The organism is Streptococcus sp. CCH8-H5 (assembly GCF_001556505.1).
In the GTDB taxonomy this organism is placed as follows: Bacteria; Bacillota; Bacilli; order Lactobacillales; family Streptococcaceae; genus Streptococcus.
Window position 1 is genome coordinate 195,650 of sequence record NZ_LSIZ01000032.1, and the last position, 22,315, is coordinate 217,964.

The following is a 22,315-nucleotide window of genomic DNA, read 5'->3' on the forward strand; positions in this document are numbered from 1 at the left end:
GGAGAATAGCGTGAAGGAAAAGATTCTAGCCTATGTCAAAGATAATCGTTTGTTTGTGAGTGTCATCGCTGTACTGATGGTGATTTTTTGCTTCTTTCTATGGATGACTTGTGGTGCCGGCAACAGCATGGAGGCGGAGACGTCTTATACAGATGTGACAACATTGTCAACCTCCTCATCCAAAGAAGGGTCAAAATCACTTACTGAAGTGTCTTCTCAGTCAAAGACTGAAGAAAGTGAAAAGGATAAGTCAAAAGTAACAGTGGATGTTAAGGGGGCTGTGGCTAATCCAGGTGTTTATACCTTAAAAGCAAGCGCTAGGGTAACTGATGCCATCAAGGTCGCTGGAGGAATGACTGAGGATGCGGATGCTAAGAGTATTAATTTAGCCGCAAGCTTGTCAGACGAAGAGGTTATCTATGTGGCAACTAAGGATGAAAACCTTTCTGTCCTTGGTCAATCAGGAACTAGTCAGGTGTCTGACAAGGGAGGGCAAACTAATGCTAAGGATGGGAAAATTAACTTAAATACAGCGACTGCAGAGGAATTGCAAACCATTTCTGGAATTGGAGCTAAGCGAGCAGAGGATATCATCGCCTATCGCGAAAGTCATGGCGGCTTTCAGTCCGTAGATGACCTGAAAAATGTTTCAGGAATTGGTGATAAAACGTTAGATAAAATCAGAGAGTCCATCTATGTGGCTTAAAAAAGCGCCAATCAGTCTTTTTTCCTTGTCTCTTTTAATAGCTGCCCTTTATTTTACGATTTTTATCACTAATGTTTATGCTATTGGGACTTTTGTCTTTCTGATGGTCTGTTTTTTGAAGCATCATTGTAAGAATAAGACAGCCCTAAAGTTGGTGGGACTTGTAGGTAGTTTCTTTTTGGTCTACTTTTTATTCTTGCATCATAGAGCTAGCATACAAGATAAACAAGCCCCTGCTGAAATCAATCAGGTGACTCTGGTTGCTGATACGCTATCGGTTAATGGTGAGCAATTATCCGCTATCGGTAAGGCAAAGGGACAAACCTATCAGGTCTTTTACCGACTCAAATCTGAGAAGGAGCAGCATTTTTTCAAGACTACTAGTCAAACGCTAGTATTAAAAGGGAAAATTACGTTAACCACAGCAACTGGTCAACGTAATTTTCAAGGGTTTAATTATCAATCTTATCTAGCCAGTCAAGGTATTTATCGAATCGCTCAGATTGAGCGCTTGGACCAAGTGGTACCTCAAAAATCTCTATCTCCCCTAGCTTTTTTCCATCAACTGAGGAGGAGGGCTTTGGTTCATATCCAGACGAACTTTCCCAGTCCTATGAGACACTATATGACAGGCCTGCTCTTTGGGTATTTGGATAAGGAGTTCGATGAGCAGAGCCAGCTTTACACAAGTTTAGGTATTATTCATCTATTCGCACTTTCGGGGATGCAAGTGGGCTTTTTTCTGGGATGGTTTCGCTACGGTCTCCTACGCTTAGGTCTTCCTAAAGATTATCTATTTATCGTCTTGCTGCCTTTTTCCTTATGTTATGGCCTAATGACAGGATGGACAGCTTCAGTCCTACGTGCCTTGGTTCAAAGTTTGCTGGCTGAGTTTGGTATTAAAAAACTGGACAATATGGGAATAACCTTGCTTCTATTGTTTCTCTTGTTACCTCGTTTTCTCTTAACAGTGGGAGGTGTATTAAGTTGTTCCTATGCCTTCTTGTTGTGTTTGTTTGATTTTGAGGACTTGTCATCTTTAAAGAAATCAATCTATACGAGCTTGGTATTGAGTCTTGGGATTTTGCCCTTTTTAACCTACTATTATGGGACTTTTCAACCAGTTAGTTTGATTCTGACTGCAATCTTTTCAATTGTATTTGATAGCTTTCTCTTGCCTGTATTGACAGTATTCTTTGCCCTCTCAGGACTGGTAATCTTTTCTCAAATCAACCCACTTTTTGAATGGATGGAGTCCTTTTTGACTTGGATACAATCCTGGATAGGTCAACCTTTGATTTTAGGGAAACCTAGTTTGTTTCAGTTTGGCTTGATGATAGCTGTATTGATTTTGCTCTTTGATTTTTGGAAAAAGCCTCAGTTTAGGATTTGCCTTTTGATGATTTTTGGGCTTTTGATGGTCTGGGTCAAACATCCTTTAACCAATGAGGTGACTGTGGTTGACGTTGGTCAGGGAGATAGTATTTTTCTGAGGAGTATGAAAGGCGATACCATCCTAATTGATGTGGGTGGCAAGGTGACGTTTGGAACTAAGGAAAAATGGCAAGAGTCTAGCCAGACGAGCAATGCGGAGAAAACCTTGATTCCCTATCTACAGGCTAGAGGAGTGTCTCAAATTGATTATCTGGTCCTGACGCATACGGACACAGACCATATTGGTGATTTGGAAGAAGTGGCCAAGTGTTTTAAGATTAAGGAAATCTGTGTCAGTCAGGGGGCTTTGACTAAGTCTAGCTTTGTTAAAAGACTTCGGACTATAAAATGCCCAGTTCACACTCTAAAGGCTGGCGACAAATTACCTATGATGGGAAGTAATCTACAGGTTCTTTATCCCAATAAAATTGGTGATGGTGGTAACAATGATTCGATAGTTCTTTACGGAAAGCTATTAGGAAGCAGTTTTCTGTTTACCGGTGATTTGGAAAAAGAAGGAGAGGAGGAACTGATGGCTAGCTATCCAACTTTAAGGGCAAGCGTACTCAAAGCTGGACACCACGGTTCAAAAGGTTCTTCGTCTGAAGCTTTTTTGGACCAGCTGCACCCCTCCCTTGCACTTGTTTCAGCTGGTGAGAACAATCGTTATAAACATCCAAATGATGAAACAATAGAACGTTTTAAGCAACGCCACATTAAAATTTTACGAACAGATAAAGACGGAGCCATCCGTTTTAAGGGCTGGTTTAAATGGTCAAGTGAAACTGTCCGATAATTGTTAGAGTTCTTAATTTGTCATGCACCTCAATCTATGGTAGAATGTAAAAGCTAATATTCCAGTATAAGAAAGATTGAACAGTATGCGTAAAATTATCATCAATGGTGGTAAGAAACTTCAGGGAGAAGTTACAGTATCAGGTGCTAAAAATTCAGTTGTTGCATTGATTCCAGCCATCATTTTATCTGATGGAGTGGTTACCCTTGACGGGGTACCAGCAATCAGCGACGTCGATAACCTAATTGAAATTATAGAAGTAATGGGTGGTTCTGTTAAGCGTGATGGCGAAACACTCGAAATTGATCCACGAGGCGTTAAGGATATGCCAATGCCATTTGGTAAGATTAACAGTCTTCGTGCTTCTTACTATTTCTACGGTAGCTTGCTTGGACGTTACGGTCAAGCAACAGTAGGTTTGCCTGGTGGCTGTGATTTGGGACCACGTCCTATTGACCTTCACCTTAAGGCTTTTGAAGCGATGGGTGCTAGCATTTCCTATGAAGACGAATCTATGCGTATTGCGACTGATGCTGGTCAACGCATTAAGGGTGCTCATATCTACATGGATACGGTCAGTGTTGGAGCGACGATTAATACCATGTTGGCAGCGGCTAAGGCTGACGGTCGTACGGTCATTGAAAATGCAGCGCGTGAACCTGAGATTATTGATGTGGCAACACTTTTGAATAATATGGGTGCGCGAGTACGTGGTGCTGGTACAGAAGTGATCACGATTGACGGTGTAGAAAGCTTACATGGCACTCGTCACCAGGTTATTCCAGACCGTATTGAAGCGGGTTCCTATATTGCTATGGCCGCGGCTATCGGTAAGGGAATTAAGGTTAAAAATGTTCTTTATGAACACCTTGAAAGTTTTATTGCTAAACTTGAAGCAATGGGTGTTCGTATGACAGTTGAAGAAGATGCCATCTTTGTTGAAGAGCAAGGTGATTTAAAACCTATTGACATTAAGACATCGCCTTATCCAGGTTTTGCGACGGATTTACAACAACCGATGACACCATTGTTGTTGAAAGCAAGTGGTCGAGGAAAAATTATTGATACGATTTATGAGAAGCGTGTGAACCACGTTCCTGAATTGGCTCGTATGGGTGCTGATATTCAGGTACTCGGTGGACAAATTGTTTACAATGGTCCAACGCAACTCTCAGGTGCGCCAGTAAAAGCCAGTGATTTGCGTGCAGGTGCTGCGCTTGTTACGGCAGGTCTTATGGCAGAAGGTCAAACTGAAATTACCAATATTGAGTTTATTCTTCGTGGGTATTCAAATATCATTGAGAAACTTTCTGACCTTGGTGCAGATATTCGTTTGATTGAAGATTAAGTCTAAGGTTCAACCCCTAGTGGTTGAGCCTTTTTCCATTTCTAAAACTGTGTTATAATACTATCATGGATATTTGGACTAGTCTGGGTGCTTTTGCCTTCTTTGAGTCGGAGCGCCTTTCTTTTAGACCACTCATCTTTTTGGATCGTTTTGATTTACACGAAATTGTATCAAATCCTAAGAATCTACAATTTTTCTTTCCTGCCACTCAAACACAGCATGAAACGGATTGCCTTTTGGTTCATTACTTCATGAAGGAGCCTCTAGGTGTATGGGCTATTGTAGATAAAGAGTTAGAAAAGATGATTGGCGTCGTTCGTTTTGAAAAGATAGATGTCCAGAAACGGACTGCAGAGCTTGGCTATTTTTTGAATGCCTCATACTGGGGTAGAGGCTTAATGACAGAGGCAGTTACTTGTCTGTCAAATTTGGCTTTGACAGCTATGGGAATGGATCGTATTATTCTTATTGCCCACTTGGAAAATAAGGCATCGACTCGTGTAGCAGAGAAGTCTGGCTTTAAACTTGTGTCCCATTTTAAGGGAGCAGACCGATACACCCGTACCATGCGTGATTATCTCCGCTTTGAGAAGGAGGAGAACTGTGAGTAAACATCAAGAAATTCTAGATTATCTAGAGGCCTTACCTATCGGTAAGCGTGTTAGTGTGCGTAGTATTTCGAATCACTTACAGGTTTCTGATGGAACTGCCTATCGAGCAATCAAAGAAGCTGAAAATCGAGGGTTGGTTGAGACACGTCCTCGGAGTGGGACAGTTCGAATTGAAAAGAAAGTCCAGGTTCGCCTTGATAAGCTGACCTTTGCGGAGATTGCGGAGATTACAGAGTCTGAGGTTATCTCTGGTCACGAAGGTCTGGAACGTGTCTTCAGTAAGTTCTATATCGGAGCCATGACTATTGAGAATATCACCCGTTATCTAACCAAAGGAGATCTTCTTATTGTTGGGGACCGTGAGGATATTCAATTGCTTGCCCTAGAACACAATAATGCTATTCTAGTGACGGGTGGCTTTCAGGTTTCCGATAGGGTTAAAGAGCTTTCACGTTTGAAGCAATTTCCAGTCATGGTAACAACTTACGATACTTTTACCGTGGCAACCATGATTAACCAGGCACTTTCGAATGTCCGTATCAAAACAGACATCAAGACTGTAGCTCAAGTCTATACCAGACGAGAAGACTACAACTACATGACTCCAGAAATGACAGTCAGGGATTTTCAGAATTTGGTTAAACGGACCAACTTGGTACGTTTTCCAATTTTATCTGAGTCTGAAAAAGTGATTGGGATTGTGACCATGCGGGATGTGTCTAATCAGCAACCGACGACCATGCTTAAGGCAATCATGACAAAGCCGACGGTGACACGACTTGAGACTAGTTTGGCAACTGTTGCCCAAAAGATGATTTTTGAAGACTTTGATATCATTCCTGTTGTGGATGAAGAAAAACACTATCTAGGTGTTATCACGCGTCGTCAGGTTTTGGAAGAACTTCAGGACAATAATCGTGGCAACTTGCACACCTTTAGCGATCAAATGATAGCTAACCTAAACCAGGACAAGCATGCTTTCAGCTTTGAGGTCGAGCCCACTATGATTGACAATTCTGGAAACCTCACTCAGGGTGTTCTTGCAGAGATGGTTAAAGAGGTTGTCTATCGTATCATGGAAAAGCAGGAACAAAATGGTCTTGTGATTGAAGAGATGATGTTTTACTTTCTTCAGGCAGCTCAGATCGATGATAAGGTGACGATTACACCAAGTATTATCGCTGAAACCAGACGTAGAGCCCATCTGGACCTTATGGTTACTCACGGAAATCATACCGTCTGCAAATCAGTCGTTGTGGTTAAGAAAACTTAGTAACTAAAAATAAAAGATATAAAGAAAACGGAGAAAACAATGATTACATTAAAATCAGCACGTGAAATTGAAGCAATGGATAGGGCAGGGGATTTTCTTGCTAGCATTCACATTGGTCTACGTGACCTCTTGAAACCAGGAGTAGACATGTGGGAAGTGGAAGAGTATGTGCGTCGTCGTTGTAAAGAAGAGAATGTCCTTCCCCTTCAGATTGGGGTTGAGGGAAGCATTATGGATTACCCTTATGCGACATGCTGTGGCCTTAATGACGAAGTGGCACATGCCTTTCCACGTCACTATATTTTGAAAGATGGTGACCTCTTGAAGGTTGATATGGTCTTGTCAGAACCTATCGATAAGTCAGTCCTTGATGTGTCAAAATTGGATTTTGACAATGTTGCTCAGGTTAAAAAATACACGGAATCATATTCTGGCGGTTTGGCTGACTCATGTTGGGCTTATGCGATTGGAACGCCATCTGACGAAGTTAAAAAACTTATGGAAGTAACACGTGAGGCTATGTACCTTGGCATTGAACAAGCGGTAGTCGGTAACCGTATCGGTGATATCGGTGCAGCTATCCAAGAATATGCTGAAAGTCGTGGTTACGGTGTTGTTCGTGATTTGGTTGGACACGGAGTTGGGCCAACAATGCACGAAGAACCAATGGTGCCAAACTATGGGGTGGCTGGACGAGGTCTCCGTCTCAAAGAAGGAATGGTTTTGACTATCGAGCCAATGATTAACACTGGTACTTGGGAAATCGATACTGACCTTGAAACGGGTTGGGCTCACAAAACTCTTGACGGTGGACTTTCTTGTCAATATGAGCACCAATTTGTTATCACTAAGGGTGGTCCAGTAATTTTGACTTCTCAAGGCGAAGAAAGAACTTACTAATATGAAACGACAAGGCTTAATGGCCCGTCTATTGGATAAACTCCAATGGCGCCCTTTGCAGGTTTATCTTATGCATTATCGTAGTGCAGAGATTGATATTTCAACTATCGCAGTGGCTTACTACCTCATTTTGACGGTTTTTCCGCTTATTGTCATTGCGGCAAATGTCTTTCCCTATCTGAATATTGATACGACTGATCTCTTGAAGTTTATGAATGAGCACCTTCCTAAGCAGTTTTATGCACCTGCAGCCAACGTTGTTCAGGATATCTTCTCGACACCTTCTGGACAGTTGTTGGGAGTTGCCTCTTTGACGGGATTCTGGACAATGATTAAGTCCTTGTCTTCTCTTCAAAAGGCGATTAACAAGGTATATGGTGCTTCAGAACACCGTGATGTCTTTATTAGTCACATTGTTGGTGGTTTCATGAGTCTGGTCATCTTGTTCCTGCTCACCTTTGCACTAATGCTGTCTACGATTATTCAGTCGGTCCTTAGAGTTATTACACAGACCTATCCTATTGGTTCCAAGATGACTCAGTTTATTTTAAATAGTATCCAGCCTCTGAGTATTGCAGTTGTCTTCCTGGGAATGATGGTGCTTTATTTTGTGCTTCCGAATGTGAAGATTCGAAAAATCCGCTATGTTATGCCAGGGACTATCTTTACGACTTTAGTGATTGGCTATTTAAGCAACTTGTTTGGAACTTATGTGATTCGTACCTTGAGTCGATTAGTTGATATCAAGTTATTTGGATCCATTATGATTTTCGTCTTCATGCTTTGGTTCATCTTCTTGGCCAGGATTTTGATTTTGGGGGCCGTCTTTAATGCGACCTATCAAGAGCTTAGACAAGGTGAACTGAAAAGTAGAAGAGGAGATGTGATTACTATTATTCAGAGCTTTTCTGGAGATGGTAGTGACAGCAAAAAACACAAAAAAGATGAGGCTGATTCCTAGATGATAAAGAGAGCTTGGTGAGATCCAGGCTCTTTTGACGGGAATATTATCCTTTGTAGATAATAAAAAAATAATGATTATGGAGGAAAAATGAAAAAACAAACTGTTCGTGATTTAACACATATTGCTATTGTGGCAGCTCTTTATGTAGTCTTGACTGTTATGCCACCTTTTAACTTAATTTCGTATGGTCCCTACCAGTTCCGAATTGCAGAAATGTTCAATCTTTTAGGATTTTATAATCGCAAGTATATCATTGCCGTGACTTTGGGCTGTGTGATTGCTAATTTCTTTAGCTTTAACATGATTGATGTGGTTGTCGGAAGTCTCTCGACCCTGGTCTTTGTCGGTTCAGGTGTTTATTTCTTCGACCGATTTAAGAACCAAGATATTTTAGGTGGACTTTTTGACAAGGCTCATGTTTACTTTGCCTTTTACTTCTCATTCTTCATGGTGACAATTGCGGCTGAGTTGACCTTGGTTACTCAGGCACCATTTTGGGCAACTTGGTTCACTGTTGCTATGGGAGAATTGGCTTCTCTCTTAGTTGGTGCAATTCTTATTAAGAAATTGGCCAAAGTTATTGATTTTGTTTCCTAAATTAACGTCTGTAAAGGCGTTTTTTTCTGCTTTTATGTTAAAATGTTCCTATGGAAAAACGAATGAAAGAGCTGGTTGTTAAACTTAACCAGTATGCAAAAGAGTATTATACGGAAGATAATCCATCAGTGTCAGATTCCGAGTATGATAAGCTTTATCGTGAGCTTGTAGCTTTGGAGGCTGAACATCCAGAACTTGTCCAAGCAGATAGTCCAACACATCGTGTGGGAGGGCTGGTACTTGATGGTTTTGAAAAATATCAACATGAGTATCCGCTTTATAGTTTGCAGGATGCTTTTTCACGAGAAGAGCTAGATGCCTTTGATAAGAGGGTTAAGGACGAATTTCCTAATGCTGATTATATGGCTGAACTCAAAATCGATGGGCTTTCTATCTCGTTGACCTATGTGGATGGTATTCTTCAGGTAGGTGCGACACGTGGTGATGGTTCTGTAGGTGAAAATATCACTGAAAATGTCAAGCGTATCTCAGATATTCCTCTGAAGTTGGACCAACCTCTTAATATTACGGTGCGTGGGGAGTGTTACCTGCCACGGGCTGAGTTTGAACGCATCAACATCCAACGCCAGGAAAATGGTGAGGCCGAATTTGCCAATCCACGTAATGCTGCAGCAGGAACTCTTCGTCAATTAGATACCAAAGTGGTTGCAGAGCGTCGTTTGGCGACTTTCCTTTATCAGGAAGCTAGTCCAACGGAGCGTCTCACACAAAATGATGTCTTAAATGAAGTGGCAGAACTCGGTTTCTCTGTTAATCCACGACGCATTGTCACATCATCGATGGATGAGATTTGGGACTTTATTCAAGCTGTTGGAGAAGATCGTGATCACTTGGCCTATGACATTGATGGTGTTGTCATCAAAGTCAATAGTTTGGCTATGCAAGAAGAACTCGGTTTTACAGTCAAGGCGCCACGTTGGGCTATTGCTTATAAATTCCCGGCTGAGGAAAAGGAAGCAGAGCTTCTCTCAGTGGACTGGCAGGTAGGTCGTACGGGTGTAGTAACGCCGACTGCTAATTTGACTCCAGTGCAATTAGCGGGGACAACGGTTAGTCGAGCCACCCTTCATAATGTAGATTACATTGCCGAAAAAGACATTCGTATCGGTGATACCGTAATTGTCTACAAAGCTGGTGATATTATCCCTGCTGTACTTCGTGTAGTAGAGAGTAAACGTACGACACAGGAGCCGATGGAAGTACCGACTCAATGTCCATCTTGTGGCAGTGGTCTTTTACATTTTGAAGATGAAGTTGCCCTACGTTGTATCAATCCTTCTTGCCCTGCTCAGATCAAGGAAGGCCTCATCCATTTTGCCTCTCGAGATGCCATGAACATCGCAGGTATGGGACCTTCAGTGGTTGAAAAGCTCTTTAAAGCTGAATTGGTTAAAGATGTGGCTGATATCTATGGCTTGAACAGTCAGGATTTCCTTCAATTGGAAGGTTTCAAGGAAAAGTCGGCTGAAAAACTTTACGCAGCCATTCAAGCATCAAAAGAAAATTCTGCAGAGAAATTGCTCTATGGCTTGGGTATTCGTCATGTTGGCGCCAAAGTTAGTAAGCAGTTGCTAGAAGCTTTTGGCAGTATACAAGAGTTAGCCAGTGCAGATGTCGAGGCTATTGCTGCTGTAGATGGTTTAGGAGAGGTTATTGCCAAGTCCATCCAGCGCTATTTTGCTAAGGAGGAGGCTCAAGTTCTTATGAAAGAACTGGAATCCTATGGCGTTAATTTGTCCTATCTTGGACAAAAGGTGACAGATGATGCTATCTTATCTGGTAAGACAGTTGTTTTGACAGGAAAATTGGAGCATCTTAAACGTAGTGAAGCAAAGGCAAAACTAGAAGCTCTGGGTGCTAAGGTGACAGGTTCTGTCTCTAAGAAAACAGATTTAGTAGTTGCTGGTAGTGATGCCGGAAGTAAGTTGGAAAAAGCACAAAGCCTAGGAATTGAAGTAAAAGATGAGGCTTGGTTGCTAGATTTATAGGAGTTCAATATGAAACAAAAACGTGCCCGCTTAATTTATAATCCAACATCTGGACAAGAAATTATGAAAAAAAATGTTGCCGAGGTCTTGGATATTCTGGAAGGTGCTGGCTTTGAAGCGTCAGCCTTTCAAACAACACCAGATGAGAACTCAGCAAAAAATGAGGCCACTCGTGCGGCCAAAGCAGGCTTTGACTTAGTTATTGCTGCTGGTGGCGATGGTACAATCAATGAGGTTGTTTCTGGGATTGCCCCGCTTAAAAAACGCCCACAAATGGCGGTTATTCCAACGGGAACGACAAATGACTTTGCACGCGCCTTGAAGATTCCAAGAGGAAACCCTGTTGAAGCAGCCAAGGTTATCGCTAAAAATCAGACCCTTCAGATGGATATTGGCCGTGCCTATGATGACAAATACTTCATCAATATTGCGGCTGCTGGTTCCTTTACGGAACTAACCTATAGTGTACCTAGTCGCTTAAAGACAGTACTTGGTTATTTGGCCTACCTTGTTAAGGGGGCAGAGTTGCTACCACAAGTTAAGAAGGTTCCTGTTCGTATTACGCATGATGAGGGTGTCTTTGAAGGTGGTCTTTCCATGATTTTCGTTGCCTTGACCAATTCAGTTGGTGGCTTTGAAACGATTGCCCCAGATGCTAAACTGGATGATGGTAAATTTACTCTAATCATGGTTAAGACAGCTAACCTCTTTGAATTGGTTGACCTCATTCGTCAAATTCTCCAAGGTGGTAAACACATCTATGACAAGAGAATTTCCTATATCAAAACGAGCTCGCTGTATATTGAGCCTTTAAGTGATGATCGTATGATGATTAACCTCGATGGCGAATACGGTGGTGATGCACCAATTCATCTCCAAAATCTGAAGAATCATATTGAATTTTATGCAAATATTGATGAGATTTCTGATGATGCCATCACTCTTCCAGATACAGATGAATTAGCTCTTGAAGCCATCGCACAAAAATTCAGTACAGAAGCTGAAAAAATTGAGAATGACTAATGTTAAACCTTTAAGCAACCTAAGATAGGTTGCTTTTTAAGTATATTTGTAGAAAATGACGCTTTCATTTGTTACAATAGAAAAAACTGGGAAATTGTTATATAGAATATTTAGAGGAGTAGAAGTTTAATAAAGAGAATGAACATTATTTAAGTGATGATCATCTAAAGAATGGTGATCAGGCTTTCGAGTCGGCTTTTAATAATAAAGGGCCAGAGTTTGAATCTGCTTTTCAGGAGGAAAAAGCTGCGAAGCGATATTTCTTTTTGACTCTTGCTCTACCACTGATACTCTTAAGTGTGAGCTGGGGCTCGGTCTTCTTATCTTGGAAGTATAAGCCGATAATTGTGTATCTGGCTGTAATTGTGGCATGTTTTGTCCTTGCTACCATTCTCTTTAGAATGGGACAGAAGCTAGGTAGATTTCTCTTCACCGCAATCGTGGTTGGCTTGATTGTGCTATCCTTCTTTGCCACTTTAGGTGGTTCTGTCTATCGAGGGGCTATAAAAAAATACAGGTTGATTCAGCAGGTGTCTCAGTCAGATCTTGATGAGGATAAACCTGATAGCGATGATCCCAAAGATTACGCAGATGAGTCTGCGATTTATAACTGGACGGAAGAAGATTTTGAAAATCTGAAACCCAAGGCGGATACCTTACGTTCGATTATTAAAAGTCATGGTAAGGGCAATTATGTCGAGATGGAGTCTAGTGGTCTCAAGGTGAGATATGACCGTGGAGATGGCAATGAGTATAGTGATCTCTCTTTTGTGAAGGACGAAAAGGGACGCTTTGTCTGTGATGGTGGAATAGCGACTTATCCCCTTGATGGCGTCACTGAGGTTGATAATTATAGCAGTAATTGGACGGAAGAGCAGATAAATAGCTTACGTACTAAAGACCAAGATTATCTGGGTCCAGTAACATCCTTGTCTGAGGTAGTGAGGGAAAATTCCCAGGCAAAAAGGTCCTAGAGAAGTATCAACGTCCATTCATCAGGAATCATACATAAGTCAGTTGATCTTGATTACACTGATCAGAATAGACCTATTGAGAAAGCACAATTGTTAAGACTATCTTTTGAGTATAACGAAAAGAAAAAGGACTATTATTTGAGCTATAATTCTGTGGCTCGTCGCTACTAGGGATGACTATCTATGATAATGAATAACTAGACAGCAATTTTTTAGTAATAAGAGGTTTGATTATAAAGGGGGATTTTATAATGACAGCATCAAAAACCAAACGTCTCTTGTATTTTATGTCTGAATTGGAAAAGGGAAATGACATTTCAAAAACGGACTACCTAGCTCGCTTTGGCATAAGTGAGCGTACACTTAAAGAGGACGTGAGTGAACTCAAGGAAAATTTGACTGAGTTACGTCCAAATATGAAGGTTAAGTATTCCAGAAAATACGGTTCCTATCATGCACAGTATGAACAGGGCTATGGTAACCTAAAATACAATCAGGCAGTTATCCTATCTAAGATTCTTTTAGAGAGTCGTGCCCTTCGAAAGGATGAAGTAGCAGAAATTATCAACATCTTTGTTGAGAGGGCTGTAGACGACAAGGAGCGCAGACGTATCAAGCGATTGACTGAGCTAGAACTAGATAGTTATCAAGAACTTAAGATTTATCAGGATCAAGATAAGTCACTCTTACCGGCTATTTCTGCCATTTTCGATGCCATTGTGGACCAACGTCCTTTGTCTTTTAGTTACCGTAAGCCAGGAGAAAAAGTGGAGGAATATAAGGTTTTTCCAATTTCAGTCATTTTTGATAACCATTATTTCTACTGTATTTCTTACAAACTGGATGATAACTTTACTTGTGATTATCAGTTCTCTGAAATCCGTTATTTCCGTGTTGATCGTTTCCAAACCATTCACAAATCTGAAAATGACGTCGCCTTCACGCTCAGTCCTGAACAACAAGCCCGTCTTATTACAGATGAGCAGGTGCGTTACCAGGCTTTCTCAATGCTTTCTGGGAACGAGTGGGCTCGAATTATCTTTGAGTATAAAGGACTTTACCGTGATGTCTTGGAATCCGATATTCCAAAACTTAAACTGCTAGAGGAAAGCACTAGTGATGGTGTTGATCAGGTCCGTTATGAGATTGAAACCTTTAGTTTATTAGGCTTTCAAAAGTATATTCAACGCTTTGATGGAGATTTTGTTTTCCTTAAGATTGAAGCAATGGATAATTAATAAAAAAGGCATTCGATTATCCGAATGTCTTTTCAAATCTGACAAAAATAGTATAAATGTGTTAAAATAGGAATACGGAAGCGTTATCATTTTCATAAGGAGGGAAAATATGAAAGAAAAGAAAAAAGAAATGCAGAAACAAGTCTTAACTCTTCTAGGAATCTTGATTTTTGCCTTTGTCAATGTGTTTATCTTTGATAATAAGATGGGCGCTGGTTTTTCTGCCTTCTCAACTATCACCCTGATGAGTATTGGACTCTTGTCTAAGCGCACCAGTCTGCGAGTTTTGGCTATTATTTCCTATCTCATCAATGTGGTAGCAGCCGTTTTTGGCTTCAACTATGTTGGTTTTCTAACAGCAGTTCAGGCCATTGAACTTATCTTCGTTATCTGGTATCTTTACCCACGTGACACGTTTTTGAGACGAGATACAACTGATAAATACACTTACCGCTATCGTTGGATTCATTTGCTTTTGACGGTTTTAATCTCAATTGGAGGTTATATCGTTTTTGCAGTTGTTTCTAGTATTTGGGATGGTTCCTTCCTAGAATACGGTGGGAACACAGCTCTCATCTTTGCTATGCAATATTTGCTCTTTTTGAGCATTACCAAGTCGAGACAAGATGAACCGACCAAGGTTGCCCATTTGTTCCAAAAGGAACGTCGTACTAAGGAAATGAAAGCGACCATTGAGGCCGAACGCCAGGCCAAAGAGAGAGCACTTGCACAAGCCTTTGAGGTACCTTTGAAGGCACCTAGTCAAACAGCTGAAAAATTTGGTAACAACATGATCAAATTTGCATCTGTCTGGCTATTGGTAATGGACATGTCCATCTTGGCTTACTTCTTCCGTCCAAACGATGTTGGTTTCGGGTTTGGCGCCTTCTTTGTACTCTTGACTATTGTCTTGTCCTTGATTTTCAAATCTGAGGAAGACAAGGAGGACGTTTTCTCTATCATCTATCATAAGATTCGTCCTATCCAACCTATTTTCTTCATTTTGCTTTTGATTGCCCATGCGCATAAGTTTAGCTATGGTGCAGTTTACGCTCTCTTGTTCTCAGCTGCTTATTTCTTCTGGGCTATCAATAAGATTAATATGAAGACTCTTTTGACCTTTACAGTCATCATTTATTTCTTCCCAGTCTTTGGTTATCTCTCTAACCCATACCGTCTGGGTGCTGAAAACCTTAAGATGGTAGGTGAACTGGTGACAGATCGTGAGAAGTCTAATACCTTCTATCTCGGTCATTATTGGTCACTTCTAGGTCTACAGAGCGATGGTGAATATGAAGGAGTCCCTACTTCATGGCAGGCTGCTAAGTTCGCTGATATTCAGACATTCTCTGATGACAGTGACATCACTTCAGGTGTCTTCCAAGTGAATAGTCACAATGATTATGATTATGATTTACATTTAACTAATAACAAGGGCACCATTGAAGTCACAACTGGCTCTGGAAAAGATAAGAAAGAATACCAGTTCACTGACTTTGCCAGAACCTATTATCGATATGAAAAATTGAAAAAAACGGATAACCAAAAGCGTTATAAAGATTTTTACAAGATAGGTACTGTTTCGACTGAGTTGGGAACTTATAATCTTTACCTCGAAATGAATCAAGATTGGGTTGATGAGTATCAGAAAGATCCTACTAATGTTGACTACCGTTTGCTTATCTCTGGTGATAAACTGACACCAAAAGAAGCTTACGAAAAAGCATATCATTACTAAAAAAAGTATCTCTGCAATTTGCAGAGATACTTTTGTCTGTCAGTCTTTGTATCCTCGCTTAGTTAACTCTCGTACCAGTACAGCCCCCAAGATTGAAGGCACTAATTGTCCTAAGAGGAGATTAATAACGAGAGCAAAATAAGGAAGTTTGAGTAAGGCGCTAAGCCAGATTGGTACCACTAAGGCAGGAATGAGTAGGATTGGAAGAATGATAAACCAGCTAGATAACTTAGCTTTACGGATGAGGTAGATGCTACCGGTTGTTAAAAAGCTAGCAAAGAAGCCACCGACCACGTCAATCAATCCCAATCCGCCAAAAGAGTTACCAATAGCATTGGCTATGCTGATAGGGAATACCAAAAATGGAAAGATATAAGTTAATCCATATAAAGCAGTGGCCAGACGCATCTGAACCGCACCAAAGGAAACGGCTTGTGAAGCAAAGAGGATAGCGATATAAAGGGCCATCATTATAGCTGACAGAACGAGCTTTTGAGTGGTGTTAAGTTTGGTTTTCATATTTCTCCTTAATTATTGGGCATAGTAAAAGAGTAGCAGGTCTACTCTTTTTGTGATTTATGTCTAGAGATACTTTATAAATCAATCTCTAAGACAATAGGTGTGTGGTCTTGGCGCTTCCCAGAGTCAATCATGTCTGACTTTGTGACCTTATCGGCAATACGATTTGAAGTCAACCAGTAGTCGATTCTCCAGCCTGTATTGTTGATTTTAGATGTTTTGCTACGTTGAGCCCACCAAGTGTAGGCTCCTGTAACGTCGCCATTGAGGTGACGGTAGGTATCTGTGAATCCTTTGGCAAGGAGGTTAGTGAAGCCAGCACGTTCTTCATCTGTAAAACCAGGTGAACGACGATTACTTGAAGGGTTAGCCAAGTCGATTTCCTTGTGGGCAACATTATAGTCACCAGTCGCAAGAACGGGTTTCTGAGCGTCCAATTCAGCTAGGTAATCCGCATATTTTTCATCCCATATTTGACGTTCAAGCAGACGTTTGAGGCCATCACCAGCATTTGGTGTGTAGACCTGTGTCACAAAGAAATTGCCAAATTCAAGAGTGATGATGCGCCCTTCACAGTCCATGGTTGAAGGTGCTCCAATTTCAGGATAAGTAATGACTGGTGTCAATTCTTTTTTATACAAGAACATGGTTCCAGCATAACCTTTACGGGCAGGTTCAACAGATGAACGCCAAGTATTGTCATAGTTAGGGAAGTAGTCTTCCAAGATTTGCAGATGTTTTTTAGTCGGCCCTTTAGCAGACAGTTTTGTCTCTTGAATAGCAATGATATCTGCATTTTCAGCGACTAAAGTGTCGATAACAGCACGTGATAATTGAGCGCGTGCAGAATCACTAGTAAGAGCGGCGTTTAGGGAATCAATATTCCAAGAAATTAATTTCATGTGTACAGTTTCCTTTTTTGAATCTTTCCTTTCTATTGTAGCAGAAAATAAGGTGTCAGGCGAGTTATGGGTTTGATATGAGAAGTTAGGAGGAGTATACTTATCTTAGATTGAGAGGTACATATTAATGAAAAAGCAATCGTACATTTATTATTTGTTTTGGGCTCTCTTGTTGATACAAGTCTTTCTTACAATCATGACTAGTCTGTCACAGCGAATTATTCTTCCATTTGTCATTTTTCCAGGGGTGAGTGTCTTCTTTTTATTTTACTTAAGGTCTCTCTTAGGCTACAACCTTAAGCAATCTCCCTCAGAACCCTTATTTGTCCTCCGTAGGTATGGCCTTGGAATTAGTTTAAATCCCAAAAATCCCCTAGGCTATAAGATTGGTCTCCTACTAGTTGTGGGTGTTTTAGTTTTACTTTTCTGCCTAACCCTATTAACTTTTCTTGGAAAATAGAGTCTTAGGTTTTTTTATTTGTAATTATCACTAACTAGTCATAATGTATTCTCATAACAAATAAAAGAATTACTGGAGGAAAGATTTATGACGATTGAACTTGGCATTTCAACTTTTGGAGAAACAACCCTCCTAGAATCGACTGGAAAAGCTATCTCTCATGCCCAACGTTTTCGAGAGCTTGTTGAAGAAATTGAATTGGCGGATCAGGTTGGACTAGATATTTATGCGATTGGAGAGCATCACCGTGAAGATTTTGCGGTGTCGGCACCGGAAATTGTTCTGGCAGCAGGTGCTGTTAATACCAAGAAGATTCGTTTATCTAGTGCAGTAAACATCTTGTCATCTATTGATTCTGTTCGTGTCTATCAGCAGTATGCAACTATCGATGCTCTGTCAAATGGTCGTGCAGAAATCATGGCAGGTAGAGGCTCTTTTGTTGAGAGTTTCCCACTTTTTGGCTATGACCTGTCAGACTATGATGAACTTTTCAATGAAAAACTAGACATGCTTCTGGAAGTCAAAAAGCAAACGAATTTAACTTGGCAAGGTAAGCATACTCAATCTGTTGACAATCGTCCTGTGTATCCGCGAGCAGTCCAAGATGATTTTCCGGTATGGGTAGCGACAGGTGGTCACATTGAGTCGACCATTCAAATTGCGGAAAAAGGTCTGCCAATTGCCTATGCTACAATTGGAGGAAATCCAAAGGCCTTTGCAAAATTAGTTGAGGTTTATAAGGGAATTGGTGCTCGAAATGGTTATTCGGATGAACAACTTAAGGTGGCCGCTCATTCTTGGGGATGGATTGAAGAAAATAATTTCCAAGCGATAGAAAATTATTTTTATCCAACGAAACAAACGGTGGATAACATTGTTAAGGATCGCCCACATTGGTCTGAAATGACTAAAAAGCAGTACTATGCTAGTGTTGGACCAAACGGAGCCATGTTCGTTGGGGACTCCACTCACGTTGCTCAAAAAATCATTCGTATTGTTGAGGATTTACAGCTAAATCGCTTCATGCTTCATCTCCCAATTGGTTCTATGCCACATGAGGATGTTCTAAAGGCTATTAAACTTTATGGTGAAGAAGTGGCGCCGATTGTTCGTAGTTATTTTGAAAATAAAGGATAATAGGTTGAAGGTAAGCCTCAAGTTCTCTCTACTATTGTCATCATCCCTGTTCTATGATAGGATGGAAGATGATTGATAAAGAGAAGAGGGAAATTATGCGAAAGCTATCAGAAGCAGAATGGATAAATCGTTTTGAGCAAGTTCAAGGGCGTAAACCGAAACCTGATGAACTACAATTAGCTTATCAGTCTGGCCTTATTGGAATCTCGAAAAATTATAATTATATCTATATTCTTCTGGGGGCTCTAGTAGCGATCGTCGTTGGTATTGGCTTGACTCTAGTCTCTAGTTCAATGAAGAACGTCAAACAGACTAAGTCGTCTGCTACAGTGGCTAGCTCGATATTCTCATCGACAGATAAGGCTAATGCCAAGTCAAGTACGTCATCAATCGAAAATACGAAGACAAGTGAATCTAGTAGTGCAAGTATTGATACACCTGACGCTAACCATGCCAAGGAAGCCTATACTGAAAATCCACGTTGGACCAATGACAAAGCTAGTCAACTTGCTAGTTTGATGGTTTCTTGGGGCAATCAGATGAATCAGCCTGGATACAAAGAAATTACCAATGAAGCCTCTTCCTTGCCTATCCGTTGGATGTCGGACCATAACCAGACTGTGGATGCTACTTATGCTGCAAATGGTAATAGCAGTTCTGAGTATACCATTGTTTCCGTTTACGAGAGATGGGAAAATGTATCTGTTCACCGTTATTTCTTCACCATTAAAAAAGATGGGACTCCCTTTGTGCTTTATTCACCAACTACCAATGGTGGTGTCTATTATGTCAAAGAAACAGAAAATGCAGACCTTAAATCAGGATATGCAGACATTGTAAACAATTAAAAAACTAGGAATCCGACTGGGTTCCTAGTTTTTACTTTGAAGACAAGTCAAGCTGTGTTCAGCTCTTCTACAGTCATTCGCTCTTATTTAACCTTCTTAGCTAACATGGTTGCAAATTGAAGGGCGATGGGATTGCCATATTCATCCAAACGGTGAAGGTGACCAAGATTTTCATTATACTTGACTAACTCCCAGTCACTATAATAATTTTTCAACTCCCCCTCTTCAAATGTAAATGGGAAAGGCATGGTACAAGGGTGTTCCTCGGTATCCATGGCACAGACAATTAGATTGTAACCACCAACGACAGTACGCTCTTGTATATTCTTGATAATAGCCGAAATTTGATCGGGATCAAGGAACATAAAGACTACTGTTGATAGGATGAAGTCAAAGGTCTCAGACTCAGGAAGAGCAGCAGCATTGATATCGTAGTAGCCAGCTCTAACATTGTAATTTTCCTCATCTGCAATCATTTGGATGCGTTGTGTAGCTTCGTTATTAACATCAACGGCTGTAACATCATGCCCAAGAGATGCCAAATAAAGAGCGTTACGACCGTGACCACAGCCTAGGTCAAGGGTACGACCAGGTTTGATATGGCCAGATTGGACTGCTTCAAGAACCTCGGAGTGGGCCTTAGTATCATACTTTTTAGCCATGTAGTCTTCGGGTTTACAGTAAAAAGAAAGATAGCATTCCAAATCATCTGAAGCAGCAGCGATGCGATGCCAAGCTTGTGGTTCAACAAAAGGAATCTCTGTCTCGGGGGTAAAGAGATGCTCTGCAGTAACCTCTCCCTCTTCGTCTAATTCGTAGAAGTGAAGAGATCCCGATAGAATGGTCAATTTAGCCCAAGTTCCCACCTTAGTATTGTGTTTTTGCGTCACCATTTCCGGAAGTGTTGTAGCTGTCCAGTTTGGTAAACGTTTGTAGCAAAGAAGTTGCTGATCTATAGTCATTTTATGAGTTCCTTTCAAACGGTATGGCTCTATTATAGCAAAAGTATGGAAAAAGAAAAAAGGTCTAGCCGGGTGAGCTAGACGCTTTTCTTGTGAGAGATCTGATAATCTAGGAATGGGGAAAAGTGTTTGGGGAAGATAGGTATAAATGTTAAGAAGGGTTCCTAGACTATTTTTATTCTGTTTATGAGAATAATGAGCAAAAACTAACAAAGTTGAGTTTTCTAACTCATCCGGTCTCTCTTTACATTTTCTATTTTACCAAAAAAAATGGAGAAAACTTTACATATCTTTAAAATATGTAAGAAAAAATCATGAACAGTCATTTTCTGGTCTTGAATGGTCATCTCACTTGTATAAAAAAAACAGAACCTGATAGGTCTGCTTATAAATTATAGTGATGGTGTAAGAACTTAAATCTTGCTATAGAGCTTCTTAACATTGTTAATATCAACTGGTTGGATACTTGTCTTACCACCTTTAGGTTCCATTACAGAGGCAACAGCACTGTTGTGCTCAAGTCCAATTGAGTGGCCTAATTCGTGTTGCGCAGTGTTAAGGAGTTTCCCACCGTTCTTTTGGTAATACTTGTTTTGAACATGGAAGGTGTTCAAGTAAACAGTAGCATTACTATATTGCTTAGTTGGAGGTAGTAAGTAGAGTAGGTAACTCCAAGAGGAGCTGCCACATTACCTTCATAACGTTCATCAGCAATGATGTTGGCTTTTTGTTTATCGTTAGTGAGCAAGAAATTAAAGGCACCAGTGTTATTCCAAGAAGTGATAGCCTGTTTGTAGGCGTTCACGATTTCAGGATTTTTAGCATTGATGAAAACCGTCGCTTCCTTACTTGACCAGTGAGGAGTATCGTAATTCTCTTTTACGAGTTCGTTATTCTTTTGCCATACTTGAGCAACTCGGTCCACTGATTTAGCAGGTTGGATAGGAGTAGCTTTAGGAGTTGTTGGTTTAGTGACAGTCGTTGTTGGCTTCTTAGGTTGTGTCGTTGTAGAAGTCGCTGGTTTGTTTACAACAGTCGTTGGTTTCTTAGGTTGACTAACAGCAGGAGTTGATTGTTTAGGTTTTGGTGTAGCTGTTGTCGTTGGTTTTGTAGAAGGTGTTAATGGTTTTGGAATATAAGTAGATAGAATCTTATGAACATTACCATTATTAATTTCTGTTGAAACCCATGTGGCACCATCTTTTGACCAGGTTTGTGCTTGAGCGACAGTTTCTGTCTTTGGTTCAGACTGGTTTTCTACAGCCTTATGATTGCTATCTGTATTTGTCGGAATTCTAGTCTCATAGGTTTTGCTTCCAGTCTGGCTGTCGACAGTACTGCTAGCTGTTTGACTATTTTGTTTCAATTCCTCAAAAGTTGGAGTGTTTGTGGGAGTTTGTTCATAGTCATTTTCATGTGTATGAAGATCATCCACAGAGGTATGTGATATAGTAGTCACAGTAGTAGGTGTTTCAGTAGAAACACCTGTTTGAGCGATGGTATTTGTAGTTGTACCTGTTTCAAGTTCGGAAAATGTCAGAGTTTGATTAGGATCTGAAACATAGGTTTGATCCGCAGAGGCATGCTGAGGACTTCCTACAAGAAAAGCACTAATGATACCGACAGTTGCAAGGGTCAACAAGGTCCTTGTCTTAGTCCCTTGCGTTTTAAAAGAATGTAACATAACTTTCTCCTTTTTAATTTAAAACAAAAACAGTTCTCATGATAACACCTAAAAATGAATATAAAGTGACAATGAGATAACAATTGTTTTATAAATGAAATTAGGTGAGATAAAAAGACTTTATGCTGTAAAAAAAGGAATATTATCCAATTAATTATGATAAAATATTAGATAGGTATATTAAAGTATATT

Annotated in this window: 20 protein-coding genes; 15 read left to right on the forward strand and 5 right to left on the reverse strand. The window is 40.5% G+C overall.

Annotated elements, in window-relative coordinates; translation table 11 throughout:
• Positions 1–10: 10 nt before the first annotated feature.
• From AX663_RS02605 to AX663_RS02665, 13 genes are all read left to right on the forward strand, one after another.
• Positions 11–706, forward strand: a complete 696-nt coding sequence (locus AX663_RS02605; RefSeq protein ID WP_049545585.1) for a helix-hairpin-helix domain-containing protein — start codon at positions 11–13, stop codon at positions 704–706.
• Positions 696–2,936, forward strand: a complete 2,241-nt coding sequence (locus AX663_RS02610) for a DNA internalization-related competence protein ComEC/Rec2 (protein ID WP_060972601.1) — start codon at positions 696–698, stop codon at positions 2,934–2,936. The genes AX663_RS02605 and AX663_RS02610 overlap by 11 nt, the downstream gene beginning before the upstream one ends.
• Before the next feature lie 85 nt (positions 2,937–3,021).
• Positions 3,022–4,284, forward strand: coding sequence for a UDP-N-acetylglucosamine 1-carboxyvinyltransferase (locus AX663_RS02615; protein WP_060972602.1), 1,263 nt, complete (start codon positions 3,022–3,024; stop codon positions 4,282–4,284).
• Positions 4,285–4,349: 65 nt separating this feature from the next.
• Complete coding sequence (locus AX663_RS02620) at positions 4,350–4,895, forward strand: GNAT family N-acetyltransferase (RefSeq protein WP_060972603.1); 546 nt, start codon at positions 4,350–4,352, stop codon at positions 4,893–4,895.
• The gene (gene spxR, locus AX663_RS02625; RefSeq protein WP_022496137.1) at positions 4,888–6,168 is read left to right on the forward strand and encodes a CBS-HotDog domain-containing transcription factor SpxR; all 1,281 of its coding nucleotides are present in this window, start codon (positions 4,888–4,890) and stop codon (positions 6,166–6,168) included. Before AX663_RS02620 ends, spxR begins: the two co-directional genes overlap by 8 nt.
• Before the next feature lie 39 nt (positions 6,169–6,207).
• Positions 6,208–7,068, forward strand: coding sequence for a methionyl aminopeptidase (locus tag AX663_RS02630; protein WP_060972604.1), 861 nt, complete (start codon positions 6,208–6,210; stop codon positions 7,066–7,068).
• A 1-nt stretch (position 7,069) separates the two neighbouring features.
• Positions 7,070–8,029 (forward strand): YihY/virulence factor BrkB family protein, encoded by a 960-nt coding sequence (locus tag AX663_RS02635; RefSeq protein ID WP_060972605.1) that lies wholly within the window; start codon positions 7,070–7,072, stop codon positions 8,027–8,029.
• 90 nt (positions 8,030–8,119) lie between these two features.
• Positions 8,120–8,629 carry a QueT transporter family protein gene (locus tag AX663_RS02640; RefSeq protein WP_060972606.1) on the forward strand — a complete coding sequence of 170 codons (510 nt, stop codon included), beginning with the start codon at positions 8,120–8,122 and terminating at the stop codon, positions 8,627–8,629.
• Positions 8,630–8,679: 50 nt separating this feature from the next.
• Complete coding sequence (gene ligA, locus AX663_RS02645) at positions 8,680–10,638, forward strand: NAD-dependent DNA ligase LigA (protein ID WP_060972607.1); 1,959 nt, start codon at positions 8,680–8,682, stop codon at positions 10,636–10,638.
• A gap of 9 nt (positions 10,639–10,647) precedes the next feature.
• Positions 10,648–11,661 (forward strand): diacylglycerol kinase, encoded by a 1,014-nt coding sequence (locus AX663_RS02650; protein WP_021143749.1) that lies wholly within the window; start codon positions 10,648–10,650, stop codon positions 11,659–11,661.
• 401 nt (positions 11,662–12,062) lie between these two features.
• The gene (locus AX663_RS10915; RefSeq protein ID WP_231724203.1) at positions 12,063–12,635 is read left to right on the forward strand and encodes a hypothetical protein; all 573 of its coding nucleotides are present in this window, start codon (positions 12,063–12,065) and stop codon (positions 12,633–12,635) included.
• Positions 12,636–12,886: 251 nt separating this feature from the next.
• On the forward strand, positions 12,887–13,873 hold the full coding sequence (locus tag AX663_RS02660; RefSeq protein ID WP_060972608.1) for a helix-turn-helix transcriptional regulator: 987 nt from the start codon (positions 12,887–12,889) through the stop codon (positions 13,871–13,873).
• A 109-nt stretch (positions 13,874–13,982) separates the two neighbouring features.
• Entirely contained in the window at positions 13,983–15,611 is a 1,629-nt protein-coding gene (locus AX663_RS02665; protein WP_060972609.1) for a hypothetical protein, read from the forward strand.
• A gap of 39 nt (positions 15,612–15,650) precedes the next feature.
• Here the strand turns inward: AX663_RS02665 and AX663_RS02670 are convergent, their stop codons facing one another.
• A complete protein-coding gene (locus AX663_RS02670; RefSeq protein WP_060972610.1) occupies positions 15,651–16,130 on the reverse strand; it encodes a QueT transporter family protein in 480 nt (159 codons plus the stop codon).
• Positions 16,131–16,204: 74 nt separating this feature from the next.
• Positions 16,205–17,032, reverse strand: coding sequence for an exodeoxyribonuclease III (locus tag AX663_RS02675; protein WP_060972611.1), 828 nt, complete (start codon positions 17,030–17,032; stop codon positions 16,205–16,207).
• Between the two features lie 547 nt (positions 17,033–17,579).
• Between AX663_RS02675 and AX663_RS02685 the strand changes: the two genes are divergently transcribed.
• Both AX663_RS02685 and AX663_RS02690 read left to right on the forward strand, forming a co-directional pair.
• Positions 17,580–18,629 (forward strand): LLM class flavin-dependent oxidoreductase, encoded by a 1,050-nt coding sequence (locus tag AX663_RS02685; protein ID WP_060972613.1) that lies wholly within the window; start codon positions 17,580–17,582, stop codon positions 18,627–18,629.
• A gap of 95 nt (positions 18,630–18,724) precedes the next feature.
• A complete protein-coding gene (locus tag AX663_RS02690; protein WP_060972614.1) occupies positions 18,725–19,477 on the forward strand; it encodes a DUF4767 domain-containing protein in 753 nt (250 codons plus the stop codon).
• Positions 19,478–19,560: 83 nt separating this feature from the next.
• Here the strand turns inward: AX663_RS02690 and tehB are convergent, their stop codons facing one another.
• The 3 genes from tehB to AX663_RS02700 all read right to left on the reverse strand — a co-directional run bounded on the left by tehB (position 19,561) and on the right by AX663_RS02700 (position 22,123).
• Positions 19,561–20,439 carry an SAM-dependent methyltransferase TehB gene (tehB, locus tag AX663_RS02695; RefSeq protein ID WP_048673803.1) on the reverse strand — a complete coding sequence of 293 codons (879 nt, stop codon included), beginning with the start codon at positions 20,437–20,439 and terminating at the stop codon, positions 19,561–19,563.
• Positions 20,440–20,852: 413 nt separating this feature from the next.
• Positions 20,853–21,053 carry a matrixin family metalloprotease gene (locus AX663_RS10920; protein ID WP_231724204.1) on the reverse strand — a complete coding sequence of 67 codons (201 nt, stop codon included), beginning with the start codon at positions 21,051–21,053 and terminating at the stop codon, positions 20,853–20,855.
• Positions 21,050–22,123, reverse strand: coding sequence for a peptidase (locus AX663_RS02700; RefSeq protein WP_231724205.1), 1,074 nt, complete (start codon positions 22,121–22,123; stop codon positions 21,050–21,052). Before AX663_RS02700 ends, AX663_RS10920 begins: the two co-directional genes overlap by 4 nt.
• Positions 22,124–22,315 lie beyond the last annotated feature (192 nt).

Coding starts and splice junctions, on each gene's coding strand:
- AX663_RS02660 (WP_060972608.1), top strand. CDS start 12,887: ATGACAGCATCAAAAACCAAACGTCTCTTGTATTTTATGTCTGAATTG.
- AX663_RS02670 (WP_060972610.1), bottom strand. CDS start 16,130: ATGAAAACCAAACTTAACACCACTCAAAAGCTCGTTCTGTCAGCTATA.
- AX663_RS02635 (WP_060972605.1), top strand. CDS start 7,070: ATGAAACGACAAGGCTTAATGGCCCGTCTATTGGATAAACTCCAATGG.
- AX663_RS02615 (WP_060972602.1), top strand. CDS start 3,022: ATGCGTAAAATTATCATCAATGGTGGTAAGAAACTTCAGGGAGAAGTT.
- AX663_RS02700 (WP_231724205.1), bottom strand. CDS start 22,123: ATGTTACATTCTTTTAAAACGCAAGGGACTAAGACAAGGACCTTGTTG.
- AX663_RS02650 (WP_021143749.1), top strand. CDS start 10,648: ATGAAACAAAAACGTGCCCGCTTAATTTATAATCCAACATCTGGACAA.
- AX663_RS02610 (WP_060972601.1), top strand. CDS start 696: ATGTGGCTTAAAAAAGCGCCAATCAGTCTTTTTTCCTTGTCTCTTTTA.
- AX663_RS02675 (WP_060972611.1), bottom strand. CDS start 17,032: ATGAAATTAATTTCTTGGAATATTGATTCCCTAAACGCCGCTCTTACT.
- AX663_RS02665 (WP_060972609.1), top strand. CDS start 13,983: ATGAAAGAAAAGAAAAAAGAAATGCAGAAACAAGTCTTAACTCTTCTA.
- AX663_RS02620 (WP_060972603.1), top strand. CDS start 4,350: ATGGATATTTGGACTAGTCTGGGTGCTTTTGCCTTCTTTGAGTCGGAG.
- AX663_RS02640 (WP_060972606.1), top strand. CDS start 8,120: ATGAAAAAACAAACTGTTCGTGATTTAACACATATTGCTATTGTGGCA.
- AX663_RS02690 (WP_060972614.1), top strand. CDS start 18,725: ATGCGAAAGCTATCAGAAGCAGAATGGATAAATCGTTTTGAGCAAGTT.
- tehB (WP_048673803.1), bottom strand. CDS start 20,439: ATGACTATAGATCAGCAACTTCTTTGCTACAAACGTTTACCAAACTGG.
- AX663_RS10915 (WP_231724203.1), top strand. CDS start 12,063: ATGGGACAGAAGCTAGGTAGATTTCTCTTCACCGCAATCGTGGTTGGC.
- ligA (WP_060972607.1), top strand. CDS start 8,680: ATGGAAAAACGAATGAAAGAGCTGGTTGTTAAACTTAACCAGTATGCA.
- AX663_RS02630 (WP_060972604.1), top strand. CDS start 6,208: ATGATTACATTAAAATCAGCACGTGAAATTGAAGCAATGGATAGGGCA.
- AX663_RS02685 (WP_060972613.1), top strand. CDS start 17,580: ATGACGATTGAACTTGGCATTTCAACTTTTGGAGAAACAACCCTCCTA.